Here is a 14,927-nt window from a genome sequence, read left to right as displayed (position 1 = left end):
CTTCCCGCCGGATCCGGCGGAGGGACGCCCCCGCTCGAGCCCTGCTCGCGGGGGCGTTTCCGCGATGCCGGGACGTCTCCTCGTCGACTGGGCTTCTCTGCGCCGTGGGGACCCTCCTCGGAGGGGCTCCCTGCCGAGAGCCCCGGGCCGCCCCTGCGCGCGCGTCCGGCCCGGGTCGTTCCTCCACAGGCGCCGACGCGGGCGTCTCTCCTCCGATCGGGCAGGGAGCGCCCCGGCGCGCGGAACGGGCTCCTAGCGTGCCGGGATGACCCGCGACTTCGTCCCCCTCGTCCCCGCCGAGCACCGCCGCGACCCGCTGCCGGTGCGGCCCGCCGCCGCCGGTCTCGGGCTGCTCGCGCCGCACGCCGCGGATCCCGCGGTGACCGACCTCTTCGTGAACGGCGGCGCGGGCCTCTGGATCGACCGGGGCGGTGGTGCGGAGCGGGTTCCGGAGTGGACGCTCGACGCCGCCGGAGCACGGCGGCTGGCCGTCGCGCTGGTCGCGGCCGGTGGACGGCACGTCGACGAGGCGAGCCCGTGCGTGGACGTCAGGCTCCGCCACGGGGTCCGCGTGCACGTCGTGCTGCCGCCGGTGGCGACCGGGGGAGCGCTCGTGTCGGTGCGGGTGCCGCGGTCGGACTCCTGGACGCTCGGGGAGCTGCAGGCGGCCGGGATGCTGGACGACGACGGAGTGCGGCTTCTGCGCCGGGCGGTCCGCGAGCGGTGGAACCTGCTGATCACGGGAGCCGGTGGATCAGGCAAGACCACCCTGCTCGGCGCCCTGCTCGGGTGCGCGGCGCCGACCGAGCGGATCGTGGCCATCGAGGACGTCGGCGAGCTCCGGCCGGCGCACCCGCACGTCGTCTCACTCGAGGCGCGGCAGCCCAACCTCGAGGGCGCCGGTGCCGTGGGCCTGGACCGGCTCGTGCGGGAGGCGCTGCGGATGCGTCCGGACCGCCTGGTCCTCGGCGAGTGCCGCGGCGTCGAGCTGCGCGAGCTGCTGTCCGCGCTGAACACCGGGCACGACGGCGGTGCGGGGACCCTCCACGCGAACTCCCTCGAGGACGTGCCCGCGCGTCTCGAGGCGCTCGGGGTCCTCGCGGGACTCGGGCCCGAGGCGATCGCCCGCCAGACGGTCAGCGCGATCGACCTGGTGCTCCACCTCGAGCGCCGCGACGGGCGGCGGCGGCTGGCGGCATCCGGGACGTTCGCGCTCGACGCGGCCGGCCGCCTGAGGGTCGAGGACGGGTCGCTCCCGAGCGCCTCGAGGTCGAGCGCGTGACGGGCCGCGACGGGCTGGACGAGGTCGCGGCCGTCGTGCACCGACTGGCCGTCCTCCTCGCGGCGGGAGTGGCTCCCGCGTCGGCCCTCGGGCATCTCGCGGAGGAGGAGGGGGCGGACAGCGGGGACGCGCGGCGGCGGCGACTGCTCCGGGCGGTGTCGGAGGAGGCCGGCCGCGGGGGCGACGTGACGGAGGCGCTGCTGCGCGGGACGCCGGTTTCGCGGCGGAGCGGCTCGGAGCGGAAGCGGCCGCGACGGCGAGCGCCGGACACCGGTGAGGCGACCGCGTGGGCGGCGCTGGCCGCCGCGTGGCGGGTGGCCGCCGACTCCGGCGCGCCGGTCGCCGCCGCTCTCGGCGAGCTGGCGGAGTCCCTGCGCGAGCTGGCGCGCGCCCGCCGGGACATCGAGGTGGCTCTGGCCGGTCCCTCCGCCACCGGGAGGGTCGTGAGCGCGCTGCCGCTGGCGGCGCTGGGTCTGGGGGCACTGCTGGGCTTCGACGTGGTCGGCGTGCTCCTCGGGACGGTGCCCGGTGCGGTCTGCCTGGTGGGGGGAGCCGGGTTGATGGCGGCCGCGCACGCGTGGACGCGGCGCCTCGTCCGAAGCGCGGCCCCGGCCGATCCGGCGCCCGGGCTCGCGCTCGACCTCCTCTCGGTGGCGCTGGCCGGTGGCGGCTCGATCGAGTCGTCGCGCGCCCGGGTCGTGGCGGCGCTCGCCGAGTGCGGGCTCGACTCGGGCGAGCGCGTGCTCTCCGACGCGGACCCGGTGCTCGCCCTCTCCGCGGCGGCGGGCGTGCCGGCCGGACGCCTGCTCCGGAGCGAGGCGGCTCTGGTCCGGGCACGGGCGTCCTCCGGGGCGCGGGAGCGAGCCGCTCGGCTCGGCGTGACCCTGATGCTGCCGCTCGGAGTCTGCGTGCTGCCGGCGTTCCTGCTGCTCGGAGTGGCTCCGATGGTCGTCTCGGTGCTGCTCTCGACGTTCTCGGTGGCGGCGTGACGCGGTCGACCGCTCCTCCACAGGGGCGGGATCGGGAGGCGTCTCCACGGATCGGCCGGAGGGTCGATCGGTGGGATCGGGAGTCAGCGATCCTCGGAGGAGGGGCATGGAGCGGGGCGGAACGGAGCAGGACACATGAGCAGTGACACGGCGATCAGCGGCGGGGGAGTCTCCCGGAGTCGAGGACTCGGTAGGAGCAGGGATGCGGGAAGTCGTGTGCCCGGAACGAGCCGGGGCTCGAGGAGCGGCGGAGGTGCGGCGTCCGGCGGAGGAACGGGCATCGACGTCTCCGCGGGGCGCGTCGAGTGGCGCCGACCCGGGTGGGGAGGTCTCGGCGCTCTGGGCGACGAGGAGGGGTCGGCGACGGCGGAGTACGCGATCGCGACGATGGCCGCGGTCGGTTTCGCCGGGCTGCTGGTGGTCATCCTCAAGGGCGACGAGGTGCGGAGCATCCTGACCGACCTGGTGACCCGCGCGCTCACCGCGGCGGGATGAGAGGCCTTCCGCTGCTGCGCGGGCGGCTCGTCCAGGAGGAGGGCTCGGCCACTGCCGAGCTCGCGCTCGTGCTCCCGGCGGTGGTCGCGGTGCTGGCGCTGTGCCTGGGGTCGGTAGCGGCCTCGGCGCAGTACGTCCGGCTCGTCGACGCGGCCGCCGACGCGGCCCGGTCCGCGGCCCGGGGCGACGACCCCCGCGCGCCGCTCGCCCGGGTGACGGGGTCGTCGCTCACGGCGGGGGAGCAGGACGGACTGGTCTGCGTCGACGTCGCGGCCCGGCTGCACCCGCTCCCGGCGGTCTCGCTCCCGGTCTCGGTCCGGTCCTGCGCGCTGGGCGGGGGCGGATGATCCGCCGGCTCCCCGGGGCTGTCCGCGACCGGGAGGAGGGATCGGCCGCGGTCGTGGCGATCGGAGTCGTCGCGGGCACGATCCTGGTGACGGCCGCCGTCCTCGCCGGCTGCGCAGGAGTCGTCGGGCACCAGCGAGCGGTCGCCGCCGCGGACGCCTCGTCCCTGGCAGCGGCCGACGTCGCCTCCGGCCTGCTGGCCGGGGATCCGTGCGGACGTGCCGCCGCCGTGGCCCGCGCGAACGGCGCCGAGCTCGTCCTCTGCGACGTCGACGGCGGCGTCGCGAGAACGGAGGCGGCCGTCGCCGCGGGTCCGCTCTCCCTCACGGCGCGGTCGAGGGCCGGCCCGCCGCCCTGAGGGCGGAGGCAGCAGCGGGAGTCGCCCGGACCGAGGTGCGGACGACGCCGCGGGAGCGCGTCAGTCGGAGGAGAGTCGCTGGTACCGGTACGCGGCGGCGGTCGGCAGGGCGCCCGCGCCCTCGTCGTGCTCGAGGCCGCCGGCAAGGAGGTAGATGTAGCGGGAGCCCGCCCTCGCCCCGGGGATCTCGAGGCGTGCGGCGGGGGCCTGATCGTCGCCGTGTCCCCGGCGGAGGGTCTTGCCCTCCAGCGGTCCGTCGAGGAGCTTGGCCGTGTAGGCGGAGGTCGTGGTGGTGTGCGTCGTTGCCATGCCTCATCATGCGCCGATCGGCGCCGCGCGTCACCCCCGTCGACGGCAGGCCGGGCAGGCGGCTCCGAGGCCGTGTCCAGCGTCCTCCCGAGGTCCCCGTGTCCTCGGGAGGGGGCAGCACGTCCGGGGTCAGTGTGTATGGTGTGCCTGTCGGGCGCCCCCGCCGATGGGGACGCGTCGCCGTTCCCCGCACCACGTCGCCGCGCACCGTCTCCCCGCAGCAGGGGACGTCGGACCACTGGTCGTCCGACCCGACAGCACCAATCGAGGAGAACTGTGTCCGGCACGAAGAAGCTGGTGATCGTCGAGTCGCCGGCGAAAGCCAAGACCATCGCCCAGTACCTGGGCGACGGCTACGAGGTGCTCGCCTCCGTCGGGCACATCCGCGATCTCATCGAGCCGAAGAACCTCCCCCCGGAGCTGAAGAAGGGCCCGCTGGGCAAGTTCTCCGTCGACGTCGACAACGGCTTCGAGCCCTACTACGTCGTGTCCGACCAGAAGAAGAAGACGGTCGCCGACCTCAAGCGCGCGCTGAAGAACGCCGACGAGCTCTACCTCGCCACTGATGAGGACCGCGAGGGCGAGGCCATCGCGTGGCACCTCCTCGAGGAGCTCAAGCCCAAGGTCCCCGTGCACCGCATGGTCTTCCACGAGATCACGAAGGACGCGATCCAGAAGGCGCGCGACAACACCCGGGACATCGACACCTCCCTGGTCGACGCCCAGGAGACCCGCCGCATCCTCGACCGCCTCTACGGCTACGAGATCTCGCCCGTGCTGTGGCGCAAGGTCGGCCCCGGGCTCTCGGCCGGCAGGGTGCAGTCGGCCGCGACCCGCCTGGTGGTCGACCGCGAGCGGGAGCGCCTGGCGTTCGTGTCGGCGAGCTACTGGGACCTCGCCACCGTGCTGGCGCCCGAGTCGGACGCCGCGGCGGGCTTCGACGCCCGCCTGGCGCGGCTCGACGGCAAGCGGATCGGAAGCGGCCGCGACTTCGACGACCGCGGTCAGCTGAAGGGCGACGTCACCGTCCTCGACGAGTCCACCGCCGGTGCCCTCGCCGAGGCGCTGCGCGACCCCGCCACCACGGTCCGGGTCTCGAACCTCGAGTCCAAGCCGTACTCGCGCCGCCCCGCCGCCCCGTTCACCACGTCCACGCTCCAGCAGGAGGCGGCGCGCAAGCTCCGCTTCTCGGCGCGCCAGACGATGAGCGTCGCGCAGTCGCTCTACGAGAACGGCTTCATCACCTACATGAGGACCGATTCGCCCGGGCTCTCGCAGCAGGCGCTGAACGCCGCACGCACTCAGGCCGCGTCCCTCTACGGAGCCGAGACCGTCCCGGACAAGCCCCGCCTGTACTCCGGCAAGAACAAGAACGCGCAGGAGGCGCACGAGGCCATCCGGCCCGCGGGCGAGACCTTCCGCACCCCGGACCAGCTCTCGGGCACCCTCCGCGGCAACGACCTCCGCCTCTACGAGCTCATCTGGAAGCGCACCGTCGCCTCGCAGATGGCCGACGCCAAGGGCTCGACCGCCACCGTGACGCTGCTCGCCGAGCCGGCCGGCGACGTCGCGAAGACCGCCGAGTTCACCGCCTCCGGAACCGTCATCACCTTCCGCGGATTCCTCCTCGCCTACGAGGAGGGGCGCGACGAGGAGCGTCACGGCGCCCGCGACGAGAAGGACGCCAAGCTGCCGGTGCTCGAGGTCGGCCAGAGCCTGGTCGTCGCCGAGGTCGAGGCCAAGGGCCACGAGACCTCGCCGCCCCCGCGCTACACGGAGGCGAGCCTGGTCAAGGCGCTCGAGGAGCTCGGCATCGGCCGGCCCTCCACCTACGCGTCGATCATCTCCACCATCGTCGACCGCGGCTACGTCACTCCGCGCGGCACCGCCCTCGTGCCCAACTGGATCGCCTTCTCGGTGGTCCGGCTGCTCGAGGACTTCTTCTCCGACCTGGTGGAGTACGACTTCACCGCCGAGATGGAGGGCGACCTCGACCGCATCGCCGGCGGCGAGGAGGACCGCGTCGCCTGGCTCAACCGCTTCTACTTCGGCGGAGGCACGCACCCCGGGCTCCGACACGTCGTGGACAACCTCGGCGAGATCGATGCGAAGAGCATCAACTCCGTCCGGATCACCGACGACATCACCCTGCGCATCGGCAAGTACGGCCCCTACCTCGAGGTGGCCCAGGAGGAGGGGCAGGAGACGCCGCGTCGCGTCAACCTGCCGCTCGAGCTGGCTCCCGACGAGCTCACGCCCGCCAAGGCGCAGGAGCTCGTCGACGCCCCGGTGCAGACCGACCGCGTGCTGGGAAGCAACCCCGACTCGGGCAAGACCGTCGTCGTCAAGGACGGGCGCTTCGGCCCCTACGTGACCGAGGTCGATCCGGAGCCGGAGACCACGGCGGATCCCGCCACCGGGGAGGTCGTCGAGCCCGCGCCCGCGAAGCGCGGCGCGAAGAAGCCCGCTGTCGTGAAGCCGCGCACCTCCTCCCTCTTCAAGTCGATGGACGTCGCGTCGATCGACCTGGCGACGGCGCTGCGCCTGCTCGACCTGCCGCGCACGGTCGGCGACGACCCCGAGAGCGGCGAGCCGATCACGGCTCAGAACGGCCGGTACGGCCCGTACATCAAGAAGGGCACCGACAGCCGGTCGCTCACCAGCGAGGACCAGATCTTCGAGGTCGACCTGCCGACGGCGCTCGAGATCTTCGCCCAGCCGAAGTACGGGGCGCGACGCGCGTCGAGCGCGCTGAAGGAGTTCGAGGCGGACCCCGTCAGCGGCAAGCCGATCCGGATCCGCGACGGACGCTTCGGCGCCTACGTGACCGACGGCGAGACCAACGTCACGATCTCCAAGGGCCTCACGATCGAGGAGATCGACTTCGAGCAGGCGGTCCAGATGCTCGCCGACAAGCGCGCGAAGGGCCCGGCCAAGAAGGCTCCGGCCAAGCGCGCGCCTGCCAGGAAGCCCGCGGCCAAGACCACGGCGGCCAAGACCACGGCGGCCAAGACCACGGCGGCCAAGACGACGGCGGCCAAGACGACCGCGGCCAAGACGACCGCGGCGAAGACGACGGCGGCCGCCAAGAAGACGACCGCAGCGAAGAAGCCCGCCGCGCCCCGCGCCACCGCCGCGAGCCGCGCGGCCGCGGCGGCCGCCGCCGAGACGTCGGACGCGACGGAGTCGTGACCGGGCTGTTCGTCACCCTCGAGGGCGGGGACGGCGCGGGCAAGACCACGCAGGCCCGGCTGCTCGAGGAGTGGCTGGGCACGCGGGGCGAGACCGTCGTCCGCACCCGCGAGCCCGGAGGCACCGAGGTGGGCCTGCAGATCCGCGAGATCGTTCTGCACCACCGCGGCGAGATCGACCCGCGGGCCGAGGCCCTGCTCTACGCGGCGGACCGCGCCCAGCACATCGGCACGCTCGTGCGACCGGCGCTCGAGCGCGGAGAGGTCGTCGTGCAGGACCGCTACATCGACTCCTCCGTCGCCTACCAGGGAGCCGGGCGGGTCCTCGACGCCGTCGAGGTCCGGCGGCTCTCGGAGTGGGCCACCCACGACCTGAGGCCAGACCTCACCGTCCTGCTCGACCTCGACCCCGCCGTCGCGCGGGGCCGGCTCGACGCGGCCCGCACCCGCTTCGACCGGCTGGAGGCCGAGAAGGCGGAGTTCCACGGGCGCGTGCGCGAGGCGTTCCTGGCGATCGCCGAGACGGACGCCGAGCGCTTCCTCGTCGTGGACGCCGCTCTCCCCGTCGAGGAGATCGCGGCCGCGGTGCGGGAGCGGGTCGCCGTCCTCCTCGACGGCGCGTCGGCTGTCGGTGCTCGCGGTTAGCCTGGTTGCATGACCGTCTGGAGCCAGCTCGTCGGGCAGGAGCACGCCATCGGCGCCCTGCAGGACGCCTCGACGCCCCGGGACGACCGTGGCCGGGAGTCGTCGTCGATGACGCACTCCTGGCTCATCACCGGCCCTCCCGGGTCCGGCCGCTCGAACCTCGCCTACGCGTTCGCCTCCGCACTGCTCTGCCGCCACGGCGGCTGCGGGGAGTGCCCCGACTGCCGCCAGGTCGCCGCCCGCTCCCATCCCGACCTCGCCGTGCTGACCACCGAGCGCGTGATCATCTCGATCGACGAGGTGCGGCGGCTGGTCAGCAGCTCGCAGTACTCGCCCTCGGTGTCGCGCTACCGCGTCATGGTCATCGAGGACGCCGACCGGATGAGCGAGCGCACGTCCAACGTGCTGCTGAAGGCGCTCGAAGAGCCGCCGGAGCGCACGGTCTGGATCCTGTGCGCCCCGAGCGAGGCCGATCTGCTCCCCACCATCCGCTCCCGCGTCCGCTCCGTGCGGCTCCGCGTGCCGAGCGTCGAGGACGTCGCCGGTCTCCTCGAGCGCCGCGACGGGGTCGACCCCGAGACCGCCGAGCGCGCCGCCCGCCAGGCTCAGAGCCACATCGGGATGGCGCACCGCCTGGCGACCGACGCGAACGCGCGCGAGCGGCGCGAGGAGACGCTCCGCATCGCCCTGCGCCTCCGCGGCGTCTCGGACGCGGTGCTCGGCGCGGCGCGGATGATCGAGGTCGCGACCGAGGACGCCAAGGCGATCACCCTCGAGCGCGACGAGGCCGAGCGGCAGCAGGCGCTGCGCTCGCTCGGCGTCGAGCCCGGGGGCACCGTGCCCGCGCAGCTCCGCTCGCAGCTGCGGGCGCTCGAGGAGGACCAGAAGCGACGCGCGACGCGGAGCCTCCGCGACGGCCTCGACCGGATCCTCGTCGACCTGCTCTCCCTCTACCGCGACGTGGTGCGCCTCCAGCTCGGAGCGCCCGGAGGCGTCATCAACGAGGAGGTCCGGACCGAGATGACCGCGCTCGCCGACGCGACTCCGCCCGACCGCACGCTCGCCGTCCTCGACGCGATCGCGACCGCCCGGCAGCGGATCGACGCGAACGTCTCCCCGGTCCTCGCTCTCGAGGCGCTGCTCGTCGTCGCGGCGCGCCGTCCGGTGGCCGCGTGAGGCGGGGGCGCCGTTCGGCCGTCGTCGTCGCGCTCGTCGCGGCCGCGTCCCTCCTGACCGGCTGCTTCGCGCCCGGCCCGAGCGTCGACCGGACCTCCACCCCCTATCCGCAGACCGTCGACGACTCCCTGGAGCGCTACTACTCGCAGGTGCTGGTCTGGGACGACTGCGGCGACGGCGCTCTCTGCACCGACGCGACCGTCCCGCTCGACTGGGACGACCCCTCGGGGGAGATCGCGTCGATCGCTCTGGTGCGCCGACCCGCGACGAAGGGCCCGGCGATCGGGTCCCTGCTCGTGAATCCGGGCGGACCGGGAGCGTCGGGCGTCGACTTCGTCCGCGACAGCGCCGACTACGCGGTCGACTCCGCGCTCGCCGCCCGGTACGACGTCGTCGGCTTCGATCCGCGCGGGGTGGGCGCCTCCACCGCGGTCTCCTGCCTCGACGCCGCGGGGCTCGACTCCTACCTCTACGACATCACGCCGGGGGAGCGGGGCAGCGACGAGTGGATCCAGGCGCAGCGCACGACCGCTGCCGCGTTCGCCGCCGCTTGCGAGGAGCGTAGCGGGCCGCTGCTGCCCGAGGTCGGCACCCCGAGCGCCGCCCGTGATCTCGACGTGCTGCGCGCGGCGCTCGGCGACGAGACGCTGCACTACCTCGGCTACTCCTACGGCACGTTCCTCGGAGCGACCTACGCCGGGCTGTTCCCGGACCGGGTCGGCCGCCTCGTCCTCGACGGCGCGATCGACCCGGCGGCCACCTCGTTCGACGTGGTGCGCGAGCAGGCGAAGGGGTTCGAGAGCGCACTGCGCGCCTACCTCTCCGACTGCCTCCGCTCGGACGACTGCCCGTTCACCGGCACTGTCGACGCGGGGATGGCCCAGCTGAAGCGCATGCTCGAGGACGTTGACGCCTCGCCGATCCGGGCCGCCGACGGCCGTGAGCTCGGCGCGAGCACGCTGTTCACCGCGATCGTCTACCCGCTCTACGACGCCACGGCGTGGGGAGCGCTGAGCGAGATGCTGGCCGGCGTGCGCCGGGGCGACCCCGCGGTCGCGTTCCAGTACGCGGACGCCTACAACGGGCGCGACGCGGACGGCCGGTACGCGGACAACACCACCGAGGCGTTCCTCGCGATCAACTGCGTCGACTACTCCTACGACGCCGACACCGCCTCGATGCGCGCCGACGAGGCCGCTCTCGAGCAGGCCGCGCCGACCATCGGCCGCTACATGGCCTACGGCGACATCCTCTGCAGCGAGTGGCCGGCGGCGTTCGAGGGCTCCCGCGAGCCGATCACCGCGGAGGGCTCGGCGCCCATCCTGGTCGTGGGCACCACGAACGATCCCGCGACGCCCTACGTGTGGGCGCAGGCGCTCGCGGGCGAGCTCTCCGCCGGACACCTGGTCACCTACGACGGCGAGGGCCACACGGCCTACAACAAGTCGACGTCCTGCGTGAACGACGCGGTCGACGCGTACCTGCTCGAGGGGACGGTCCCGGAGGTGGACCCGAAGTGCTGACCGAGCAGGAGCGGTCCCGCGAGCAGCAGCCCGGGCTCCGCGAGCGCAAGCGCCTGGCCACGCGGCGGGCGATCGAGATCGCCGTCCTCCGCCTCGCTAGCGAGCGCGGGCCGGAGCGCGTGACCATCGACGACGTCTCGCGCGCCGCCGACGTCTCCACGCGCACCTTCTTCAACTACTTCGCCTCGAAGGAGGACGCGCTGGTCGGCGGGCTCCCGGTCATCGCCGACGAGACGGCGGCGTCGTTCGTCGCGGGCCGGGGCGCCGTGCTCGAGGACCTGCAGCGGGTCTTCGTCGCCGCGATGGAGGAGCCGCTCGAGGAGGACCGGGAGCTGCACGTCCTCCGCCGCGCGCTCTTCCGCGAGCACCCGCATCTGGTCGGTCTGAAGATCGCGGGCATGCGCGAGTTCGAGCTCGCGGTCGAGGGGCTCGTCGCCGAGCGTCTCGGCCAGGAGGACGACGACGCGGAGCGGGTGCGCAGCCGGGCGCGGATGCTGACGCTCCTCGGGCTCGCCGCCGTCCGCCACGCCTGGGCGGCCTGGGTCGATCACGACGGCCGGGAGGCCCTGCCCGGACGCATCGCCCGCTCCTTCGAGGAGCTCCGCGTCGCGCTCGCCTGAGCCGAGCGCGGCGGTCGCCGCCGCCGTCGCGGAGCCTCTGCTCGACCGCGCCGTCCTGATTCACGCCCGGGGGCGCGAGCAGGCTATGCTGTGTAATCGTGTCCGGGGCTCAGGCCCCGCGTGCACGCCGCCTTAGCTCAGTCGGCAGAGCGTCTCACTCGTAATGAGAAGGTCGTGGGTTCGATTCCCACAGGCGGCTCCCTCTCCCGTCATCCGCGACGTCCCGGCCGGATCCGCGAGTTCCCGGCCTCATCCGCGGCGTCCAGGTCGCGTCGAACTCGCGTCGCTACCCTGTTGCGGATGACCGACACGCCTCCTCCCCGCCGTCGCCGCACTCTCGTGGTCGCTGCGGTGCTCGTGGCCGCCGTGCTCGGTGGCGGCGCCTTCGGCGTGGGGACGGCCCTCGGCAGCGCCGCGGAGCCCGGGGCGCTGCCCGTCGCCTCGACCCCGACCGCCACCGCGACTCCCACACCGACGCCGACGGCCACGGCGCGGCCCACCGCCGAAGCGGCGGCCGAGGCGCTCCGCACCTGCTCGGTGGCGGGGCTCGCCGCCGACCCGCGCCTGGGCTCGATGCAGGCGCGTGTGGTCGACGCCGCGACGGGCGAGGTCCTGTTCGACCGCGGGGGCGGGACCGCGTCCCGCACCGCCTCCGCCCTCAAGATCCTCACGGCCGCGTCGGCGCTCGCGGTCCTCGGCCCGGACACGCGCATCGCCACCACCGTGGTCCGCGGGAGCGAGCCCGGAAGCGTCGTCCTCGTCGGCGGGGGAGACCTCACCTTGACCCGGCTCCCGACCGGCCGGGAGTCGACCTACGCCGGAGCGGCCCACCTCGACGACCTCGCGGCGCAGGTCGAGAGCGCCTGGGAGGCGGACCCGTCCACCGCCGGGACGCCGATCACGTCGCTGGTGCTCGACTCCTCCCTCTACTCGGGCGAGACCTGGCAGCCGAGCTGGAACCGCAAGGAGCAGGTCGACGGCTACATGCCCGAGATCACGGCGCTCCAGGTGGACGGCGATCGCGAGGACCCCACGGCCTCGACCTCCGAGCGCGGCACGGATCCGGTCGGCCGGGCCGGAGAGGCGTTCGCCGACGAGCTGGACGGCTCGCCCGTGGTCTCCACCGGGACGGCTCCCGCGGGCGCGGCGGTTCTCGGCACGGTGGAGTCGGCCCCGGTCGGCACGCTCGTGCAGCAGATGCTGCTCGTCTCCGACAATGCGATCGCCGAGATGCTCGCGCGACTCGTCGCGATCCGCACCGGCGCGGGCAGCGACTTCGCTGCCGAGCAGGCCGGTGTGCTGCAGGGGCTCGCCGGTTACGGCGTCGACACGTCCGGGATCGCGATCGTCGACGGCTCCGGCCTGAGCGACGACAACGCGGTCGCGCCGGCGTACTTCACCGAGCTGCTCCGGAAGGTGCAGGCCCGCGAGGGGCAGCTGGGGATCCTCCTGGACGGCCTGCCGGTGTCGGGCCGGACGGGCTCGCTCTCCTACTCCGACCGCTTCGCCGGCGACAACGCCGCGGCCGACGGCGCGGTGCGCGCGAAGACGGGCTGGATCGACACCGGCTACACCCTGGCCGGCGTGGTCACCGCGGCGGACGGCACCGAGCTGACCTTCGCGGTCTACGCTCTCGGCGACGTCTCCGACTCGGCGAAGACCGCGATCGACACCCTCGTGACGGGCGTCTACCGCTGCGGATCCTCGCTCTCCGACTCCTGACCCGGACGGGTCGACCTCCCGCTCCTCCTCTCCACCTCCTCCCGGAAGGCCCACGATGACCACCGCACTCCTGATCGTCGACGTGCAGAACGACTTCACCGAGGGCGGCGCGCTCGCCGTCACAGGCGGCGCGGCCGTCGCCCAGGGCATCACCGCGCATCTGGCGGCGCACGCCGACCGGTACTCCGCGGTGCTGGCCTCCCGCGACTGGCACGAGGGCGACTCCGACAACGGCGGCCACTTCGCGGTGGAGCCGGACTTCGTCGACAGCTGGCCCGTCCACTGCGTCGCCGGCACGGACGGCGCGCGGTTCCACCCGGCCCTGGACACCGCTCGGATCGACGTGGAGATCCTCAAGGGGCAGGGCCGCCCCTCCTACTCGGCCTTCGAGGGCACGACGGAGGCGGGCGAGGAGCTCGGCGCCGTGCTCGCGGAGCGGGGCGTCACCGCGCTCGACGTCGTGGGACTCGCGACCGACCACTGTGTGCGCGCCTCGGCACTCGACGCGCGACGGGCGGGGCTCGAGGTCCGCGTGCTCGAGGACCTGGTCGCGGGCGTCTCCGAGGAGGCGAGTGCCGCGGCGTTGCGCGAGCTCACGGAGGCGGGAATCCGCGTCGAGCGGTCCGTCTGAGGGCTCGTCCCTCCACAGGGCTCAGGGAGGCGCAGGTCCTCGCGGCTCCCGGCGACACCGCCCCCGGAGCGATCGACCGTCCTACACTGGGAGGACGAGAAGCTCCTCCTGGCGCGGTCTGCGCGCTCCGATCCGAAGAAGTGGTTCCCTCCTGTGACTGATTCCGTCGCGTCCCGCGCCGCCGAGACCGCTCTGCTCGCCCGCATCCCCACGCAGCTGCTGATCGGCGGTGAGTGGGTGGACGCCTCAGGCGGCGGCTCGATCGACGTCGAGGACCCGGCCACCGGAGCGGTCCTGGTCTCGATCGCCGACGCGACTCCGGAGGACGGGGTCCGGGCGCTCGACGCCGCCGTCGCCGCCGGTCCGTCGTGGGCCGCGACGGCGCCGCGGAAGCGGGGCGAGATCCTCCGGCGGGCGTTCGACCTCCTGCAGGAGCGCACCGAGGAGTTCGCGCTCCTGATGGCGCTCGAGATGGGCAAGCCGGTCGCGGAGGCGAGGGGCGAGGTCGTGTACGGCGGCGAATTCCTCCGCTGGTTCAGCGAGGAGGCGGTGCGCATCAGCGGACGCTACGGAGTCTCGCCCGAGGGCAGCGGCCGGATGATCGTCTCGCAGCACCCGGTGGGCACCTGCTACCTCATCACGCCCTGGAACTTCCCGCTCGCGATGGCGACGCGGAAGATCGCTCCGGCGCTGGCGGCGGGCTGCACCGTCGTCGTGAAGCCGGCCGAGCTCACTCCGCTCACCACGCTCGCCTTCGCGGCGCTGCTCGCCGAGGCGGGGCTCCCCGACGGCGTGCTCAACGTGGTCACCACGTCCTCGGCGGGAGCCGTGTCGGCTCCGATCCTGTCGGATCCCCGCCTGCGGAAGGTGTCCTTCACCGGCTCCACGCCCGTCGGGCGCACGCTGCTGAAGCAGGCCTCCGAGAACGTGCTGCGGACCTCGATGGAGCTGGGCGGCAACGCGCCCTTCGTCGTGTTCGAGGACGCCGACCTCGACCGGGCGGTCGAGGGCGCGATGCTCGCGAAGTTCCGCAACATCGGCCAGGCCTGCACGGCCGCCAACCGCTTCTTCGTGCACGAGTCGATCGCCGAGGAGTTCGCGGCGCGGATCGTGGGGCGCGTGCGCGCTCTGCGCGTCGGCCGCGGCACCGAGGACGGAGTGACCATCGGCCCGCTGATCGACGAGCGCGCGGTCGAGAAGGCGTCCGCGCTGGTGGAGGACGCCGTCTCCCGCGGCGCGCGCCTGCTCACCGGCGGCGATCGGATCGAGGGGGCCGGCCACTTCTACCGGCCGACCGTGCTCGCGGGGGTCGACCGGGAGAGCGAGATCCTGCGCACCGAGATCTTCGGTCCGGTCCTCGCGATCGTGCCGTTCACCGACGAGGACGACGCCGTCGCGCTCGCCAACGACACCGAGTACGGACTGGTGTCCTACGTCTTCACTCGCGACCTCGCCCGCGGTCAGCGGATGATCGAGCGGCTCGCCACCGGGATGATGGGCCTCAACGTCGGCGTGGTGTCGAACGCGGCGGCGCCCTTCGGCGGGGTGAAGCAGTCGGGCCTCGGCCGCGAGGGCGGACTCGAGGGGATCCACGAGTACCTCAGCACCAAGTACACGCTCACCCCCGACCCCTTCGCCTGA

At 73.9% G+C, this 14,927-nt stretch carries 14 protein-coding genes and 1 tRNA gene; 14 read left to right on the top strand and 1 reads right to left on the bottom strand.

What is annotated here, in order from left to right; genetic code table 11:
• Window positions 1–265: 265 nt before the first annotated feature.
• From C5C44_RS10375 to C5C44_RS10355, 5 genes are all read left to right on the top strand, one after another.
• Entirely contained in the window at window positions 266–1,282 is a 1,017-nt protein-coding gene (locus tag C5C44_RS10375) for a TadA family conjugal transfer-associated ATPase (RefSeq protein ID WP_104233736.1), read from the top strand.
• Window positions 1,279–2,271 (top strand): type II secretion system F family protein, encoded by a 993-nt coding sequence (locus tag C5C44_RS10370; protein ID WP_104335805.1) that lies wholly within the window; start codon window positions 1,279–1,281, stop codon window positions 2,269–2,271. Before C5C44_RS10375 ends, C5C44_RS10370 begins: the two co-directional genes overlap by 4 nt.
• A gap of 216 nt (window positions 2,272–2,487) precedes the next feature.
• Window positions 2,488–2,766 (top strand): DUF4244 domain-containing protein, encoded by a 279-nt coding sequence (locus C5C44_RS10365; protein WP_244229600.1) that lies wholly within the window; start codon window positions 2,488–2,490, stop codon window positions 2,764–2,766.
• Window positions 2,763–3,113: a TadE family type IV pilus minor pilin gene (locus C5C44_RS10360; RefSeq protein ID WP_104250598.1), complete on the top strand. Its 351-nt coding sequence runs from the start codon at window positions 2,763–2,765 to the stop codon at window positions 3,111–3,113. The genes C5C44_RS10365 and C5C44_RS10360 overlap by 4 nt, the downstream gene beginning before the upstream one ends.
• On the top strand, window positions 3,110–3,469 hold the full coding sequence (locus C5C44_RS10355) for an Rv3654c family TadE-like protein (RefSeq protein ID WP_104222195.1): 360 nt from the start codon (window positions 3,110–3,112) through the stop codon (window positions 3,467–3,469). The genes C5C44_RS10360 and C5C44_RS10355 overlap by 4 nt, the downstream gene beginning before the upstream one ends.
• 60 nt (window positions 3,470–3,529) lie before the next feature.
• Here C5C44_RS10355 and C5C44_RS10350 read toward each other — a convergent pair whose 3' ends face one another.
• The gene (locus C5C44_RS10350; protein WP_104335804.1) at window positions 3,530–3,778 is read right to left on the bottom strand and encodes a hypothetical protein; all 249 of its coding nucleotides are present in this window, start codon (window positions 3,776–3,778) and stop codon (window positions 3,530–3,532) included.
• A 276-nt stretch (window positions 3,779–4,054) separates the two neighbouring features.
• Here C5C44_RS10350 and topA point away from each other — a divergent pair, with 276 nt between their 5' ends.
• The 9 genes from topA (at window position 4,055) to C5C44_RS10305 (ending at window position 14,927) form a co-directional block, all read left to right on the top strand.
• Entirely contained in the window at window positions 4,055–6,970 is a 2,916-nt protein-coding gene (topA, locus tag C5C44_RS10345; protein ID WP_104250600.1) for a type I DNA topoisomerase, read from the top strand.
• On the top strand, window positions 6,967–7,614 hold the full coding sequence (gene tmk / locus C5C44_RS10340; protein ID WP_104267511.1) for a dTMP kinase: 648 nt from the start codon (window positions 6,967–6,969) through the stop codon (window positions 7,612–7,614). Before topA ends, tmk begins: the two co-directional genes overlap by 4 nt.
• A gap of 9 nt (window positions 7,615–7,623) precedes the next feature.
• The gene (locus C5C44_RS10335) at window positions 7,624–8,790 is read left to right on the top strand and encodes a DNA polymerase III subunit delta' (protein WP_104222203.1); all 1,167 of its coding nucleotides are present in this window, start codon (window positions 7,624–7,626) and stop codon (window positions 8,788–8,790) included.
• Window positions 8,787–10,313 carry an alpha/beta hydrolase gene (locus C5C44_RS10330; protein ID WP_104222205.1) on the top strand — a complete coding sequence of 509 codons (1,527 nt, stop codon included), beginning with the start codon at window positions 8,787–8,789 and terminating at the stop codon, window positions 10,311–10,313. Before C5C44_RS10335 ends, C5C44_RS10330 begins: the two co-directional genes overlap by 4 nt.
• Entirely contained in the window at window positions 10,307–10,933 is a 627-nt protein-coding gene (locus C5C44_RS17030; RefSeq protein WP_181074884.1) for a TetR/AcrR family transcriptional regulator, read from the top strand. Before C5C44_RS10330 ends, C5C44_RS17030 begins: the two co-directional genes overlap by 7 nt.
• 126 nt (window positions 10,934–11,059) lie before the next feature.
• Window positions 11,060–11,132: transfer RNA gene (locus tag C5C44_RS10320), tRNA-Thr, on the top strand.
• Window positions 11,133–11,233: 101 nt separating this feature from the next.
• Window positions 11,234–12,655 carry a D-alanyl-D-alanine carboxypeptidase/D-alanyl-D-alanine-endopeptidase gene (gene dacB, locus C5C44_RS10315; RefSeq protein WP_146084333.1) on the top strand — a complete coding sequence of 474 codons (1,422 nt, stop codon included), beginning with the start codon at window positions 11,234–11,236 and terminating at the stop codon, window positions 12,653–12,655.
• Between the two features lie 55 nt (window positions 12,656–12,710).
• Window positions 12,711–13,286, top strand: a complete 576-nt coding sequence (locus C5C44_RS10310; RefSeq protein WP_104222209.1) for a nicotinamidase — start codon at window positions 12,711–12,713, stop codon at window positions 13,284–13,286.
• A gap of 153 nt (window positions 13,287–13,439) precedes the next feature.
• Window positions 13,440–14,927, top strand: a complete 1,488-nt coding sequence (locus C5C44_RS10305) for an NAD-dependent succinate-semialdehyde dehydrogenase (RefSeq protein WP_104222211.1) — start codon at window positions 13,440–13,442, stop codon at window positions 14,925–14,927.

It is taken from the genome of Rathayibacter sp. AY1F6 (assembly GCF_002932035.1).
Lineage (GTDB): Bacteria > Actinomycetota > Actinomycetes > Actinomycetales > Microbacteriaceae > Rathayibacter.
Note: the sequence above shows the minus strand (reverse complement) of the source record. Positions and strands in the feature narration are given on the sequence as shown.

Bases quoted from the DNA above. Each gene is read 5' to 3' on its own strand.
- C5C44_RS10335 (WP_104222203.1), top strand. From the start codon at position 7,624: ATGACCGTCTGGAGCCAGCTCGTCGGGCAGGAGCACGCCATCGGCGCC.
- C5C44_RS10310 (WP_104222209.1), top strand. From the start codon at position 12,711: ATGACCACCGCACTCCTGATCGTCGACGTGCAGAACGACTTCACCGAG.
- C5C44_RS10375 (WP_104233736.1), top strand. From the start codon at position 266: ATGACCCGCGACTTCGTCCCCCTCGTCCCCGCCGAGCACCGCCGCGAC.
- dacB (WP_146084333.1), top strand. From the start codon at position 11,234: ATGACCGACACGCCTCCTCCCCGCCGTCGCCGCACTCTCGTGGTCGCT.
- C5C44_RS10360 (WP_104250598.1), top strand. From the start codon at position 2,763: ATGAGAGGCCTTCCGCTGCTGCGCGGGCGGCTCGTCCAGGAGGAGGGC.
- C5C44_RS10355 (WP_104222195.1), top strand. From the start codon at position 3,110: ATGATCCGCCGGCTCCCCGGGGCTGTCCGCGACCGGGAGGAGGGATCG.
- C5C44_RS10350 (WP_104335804.1), bottom strand. From the start codon at position 3,778: ATGGCAACGACGCACACCACCACGACCTCCGCCTACACGGCCAAGCTC.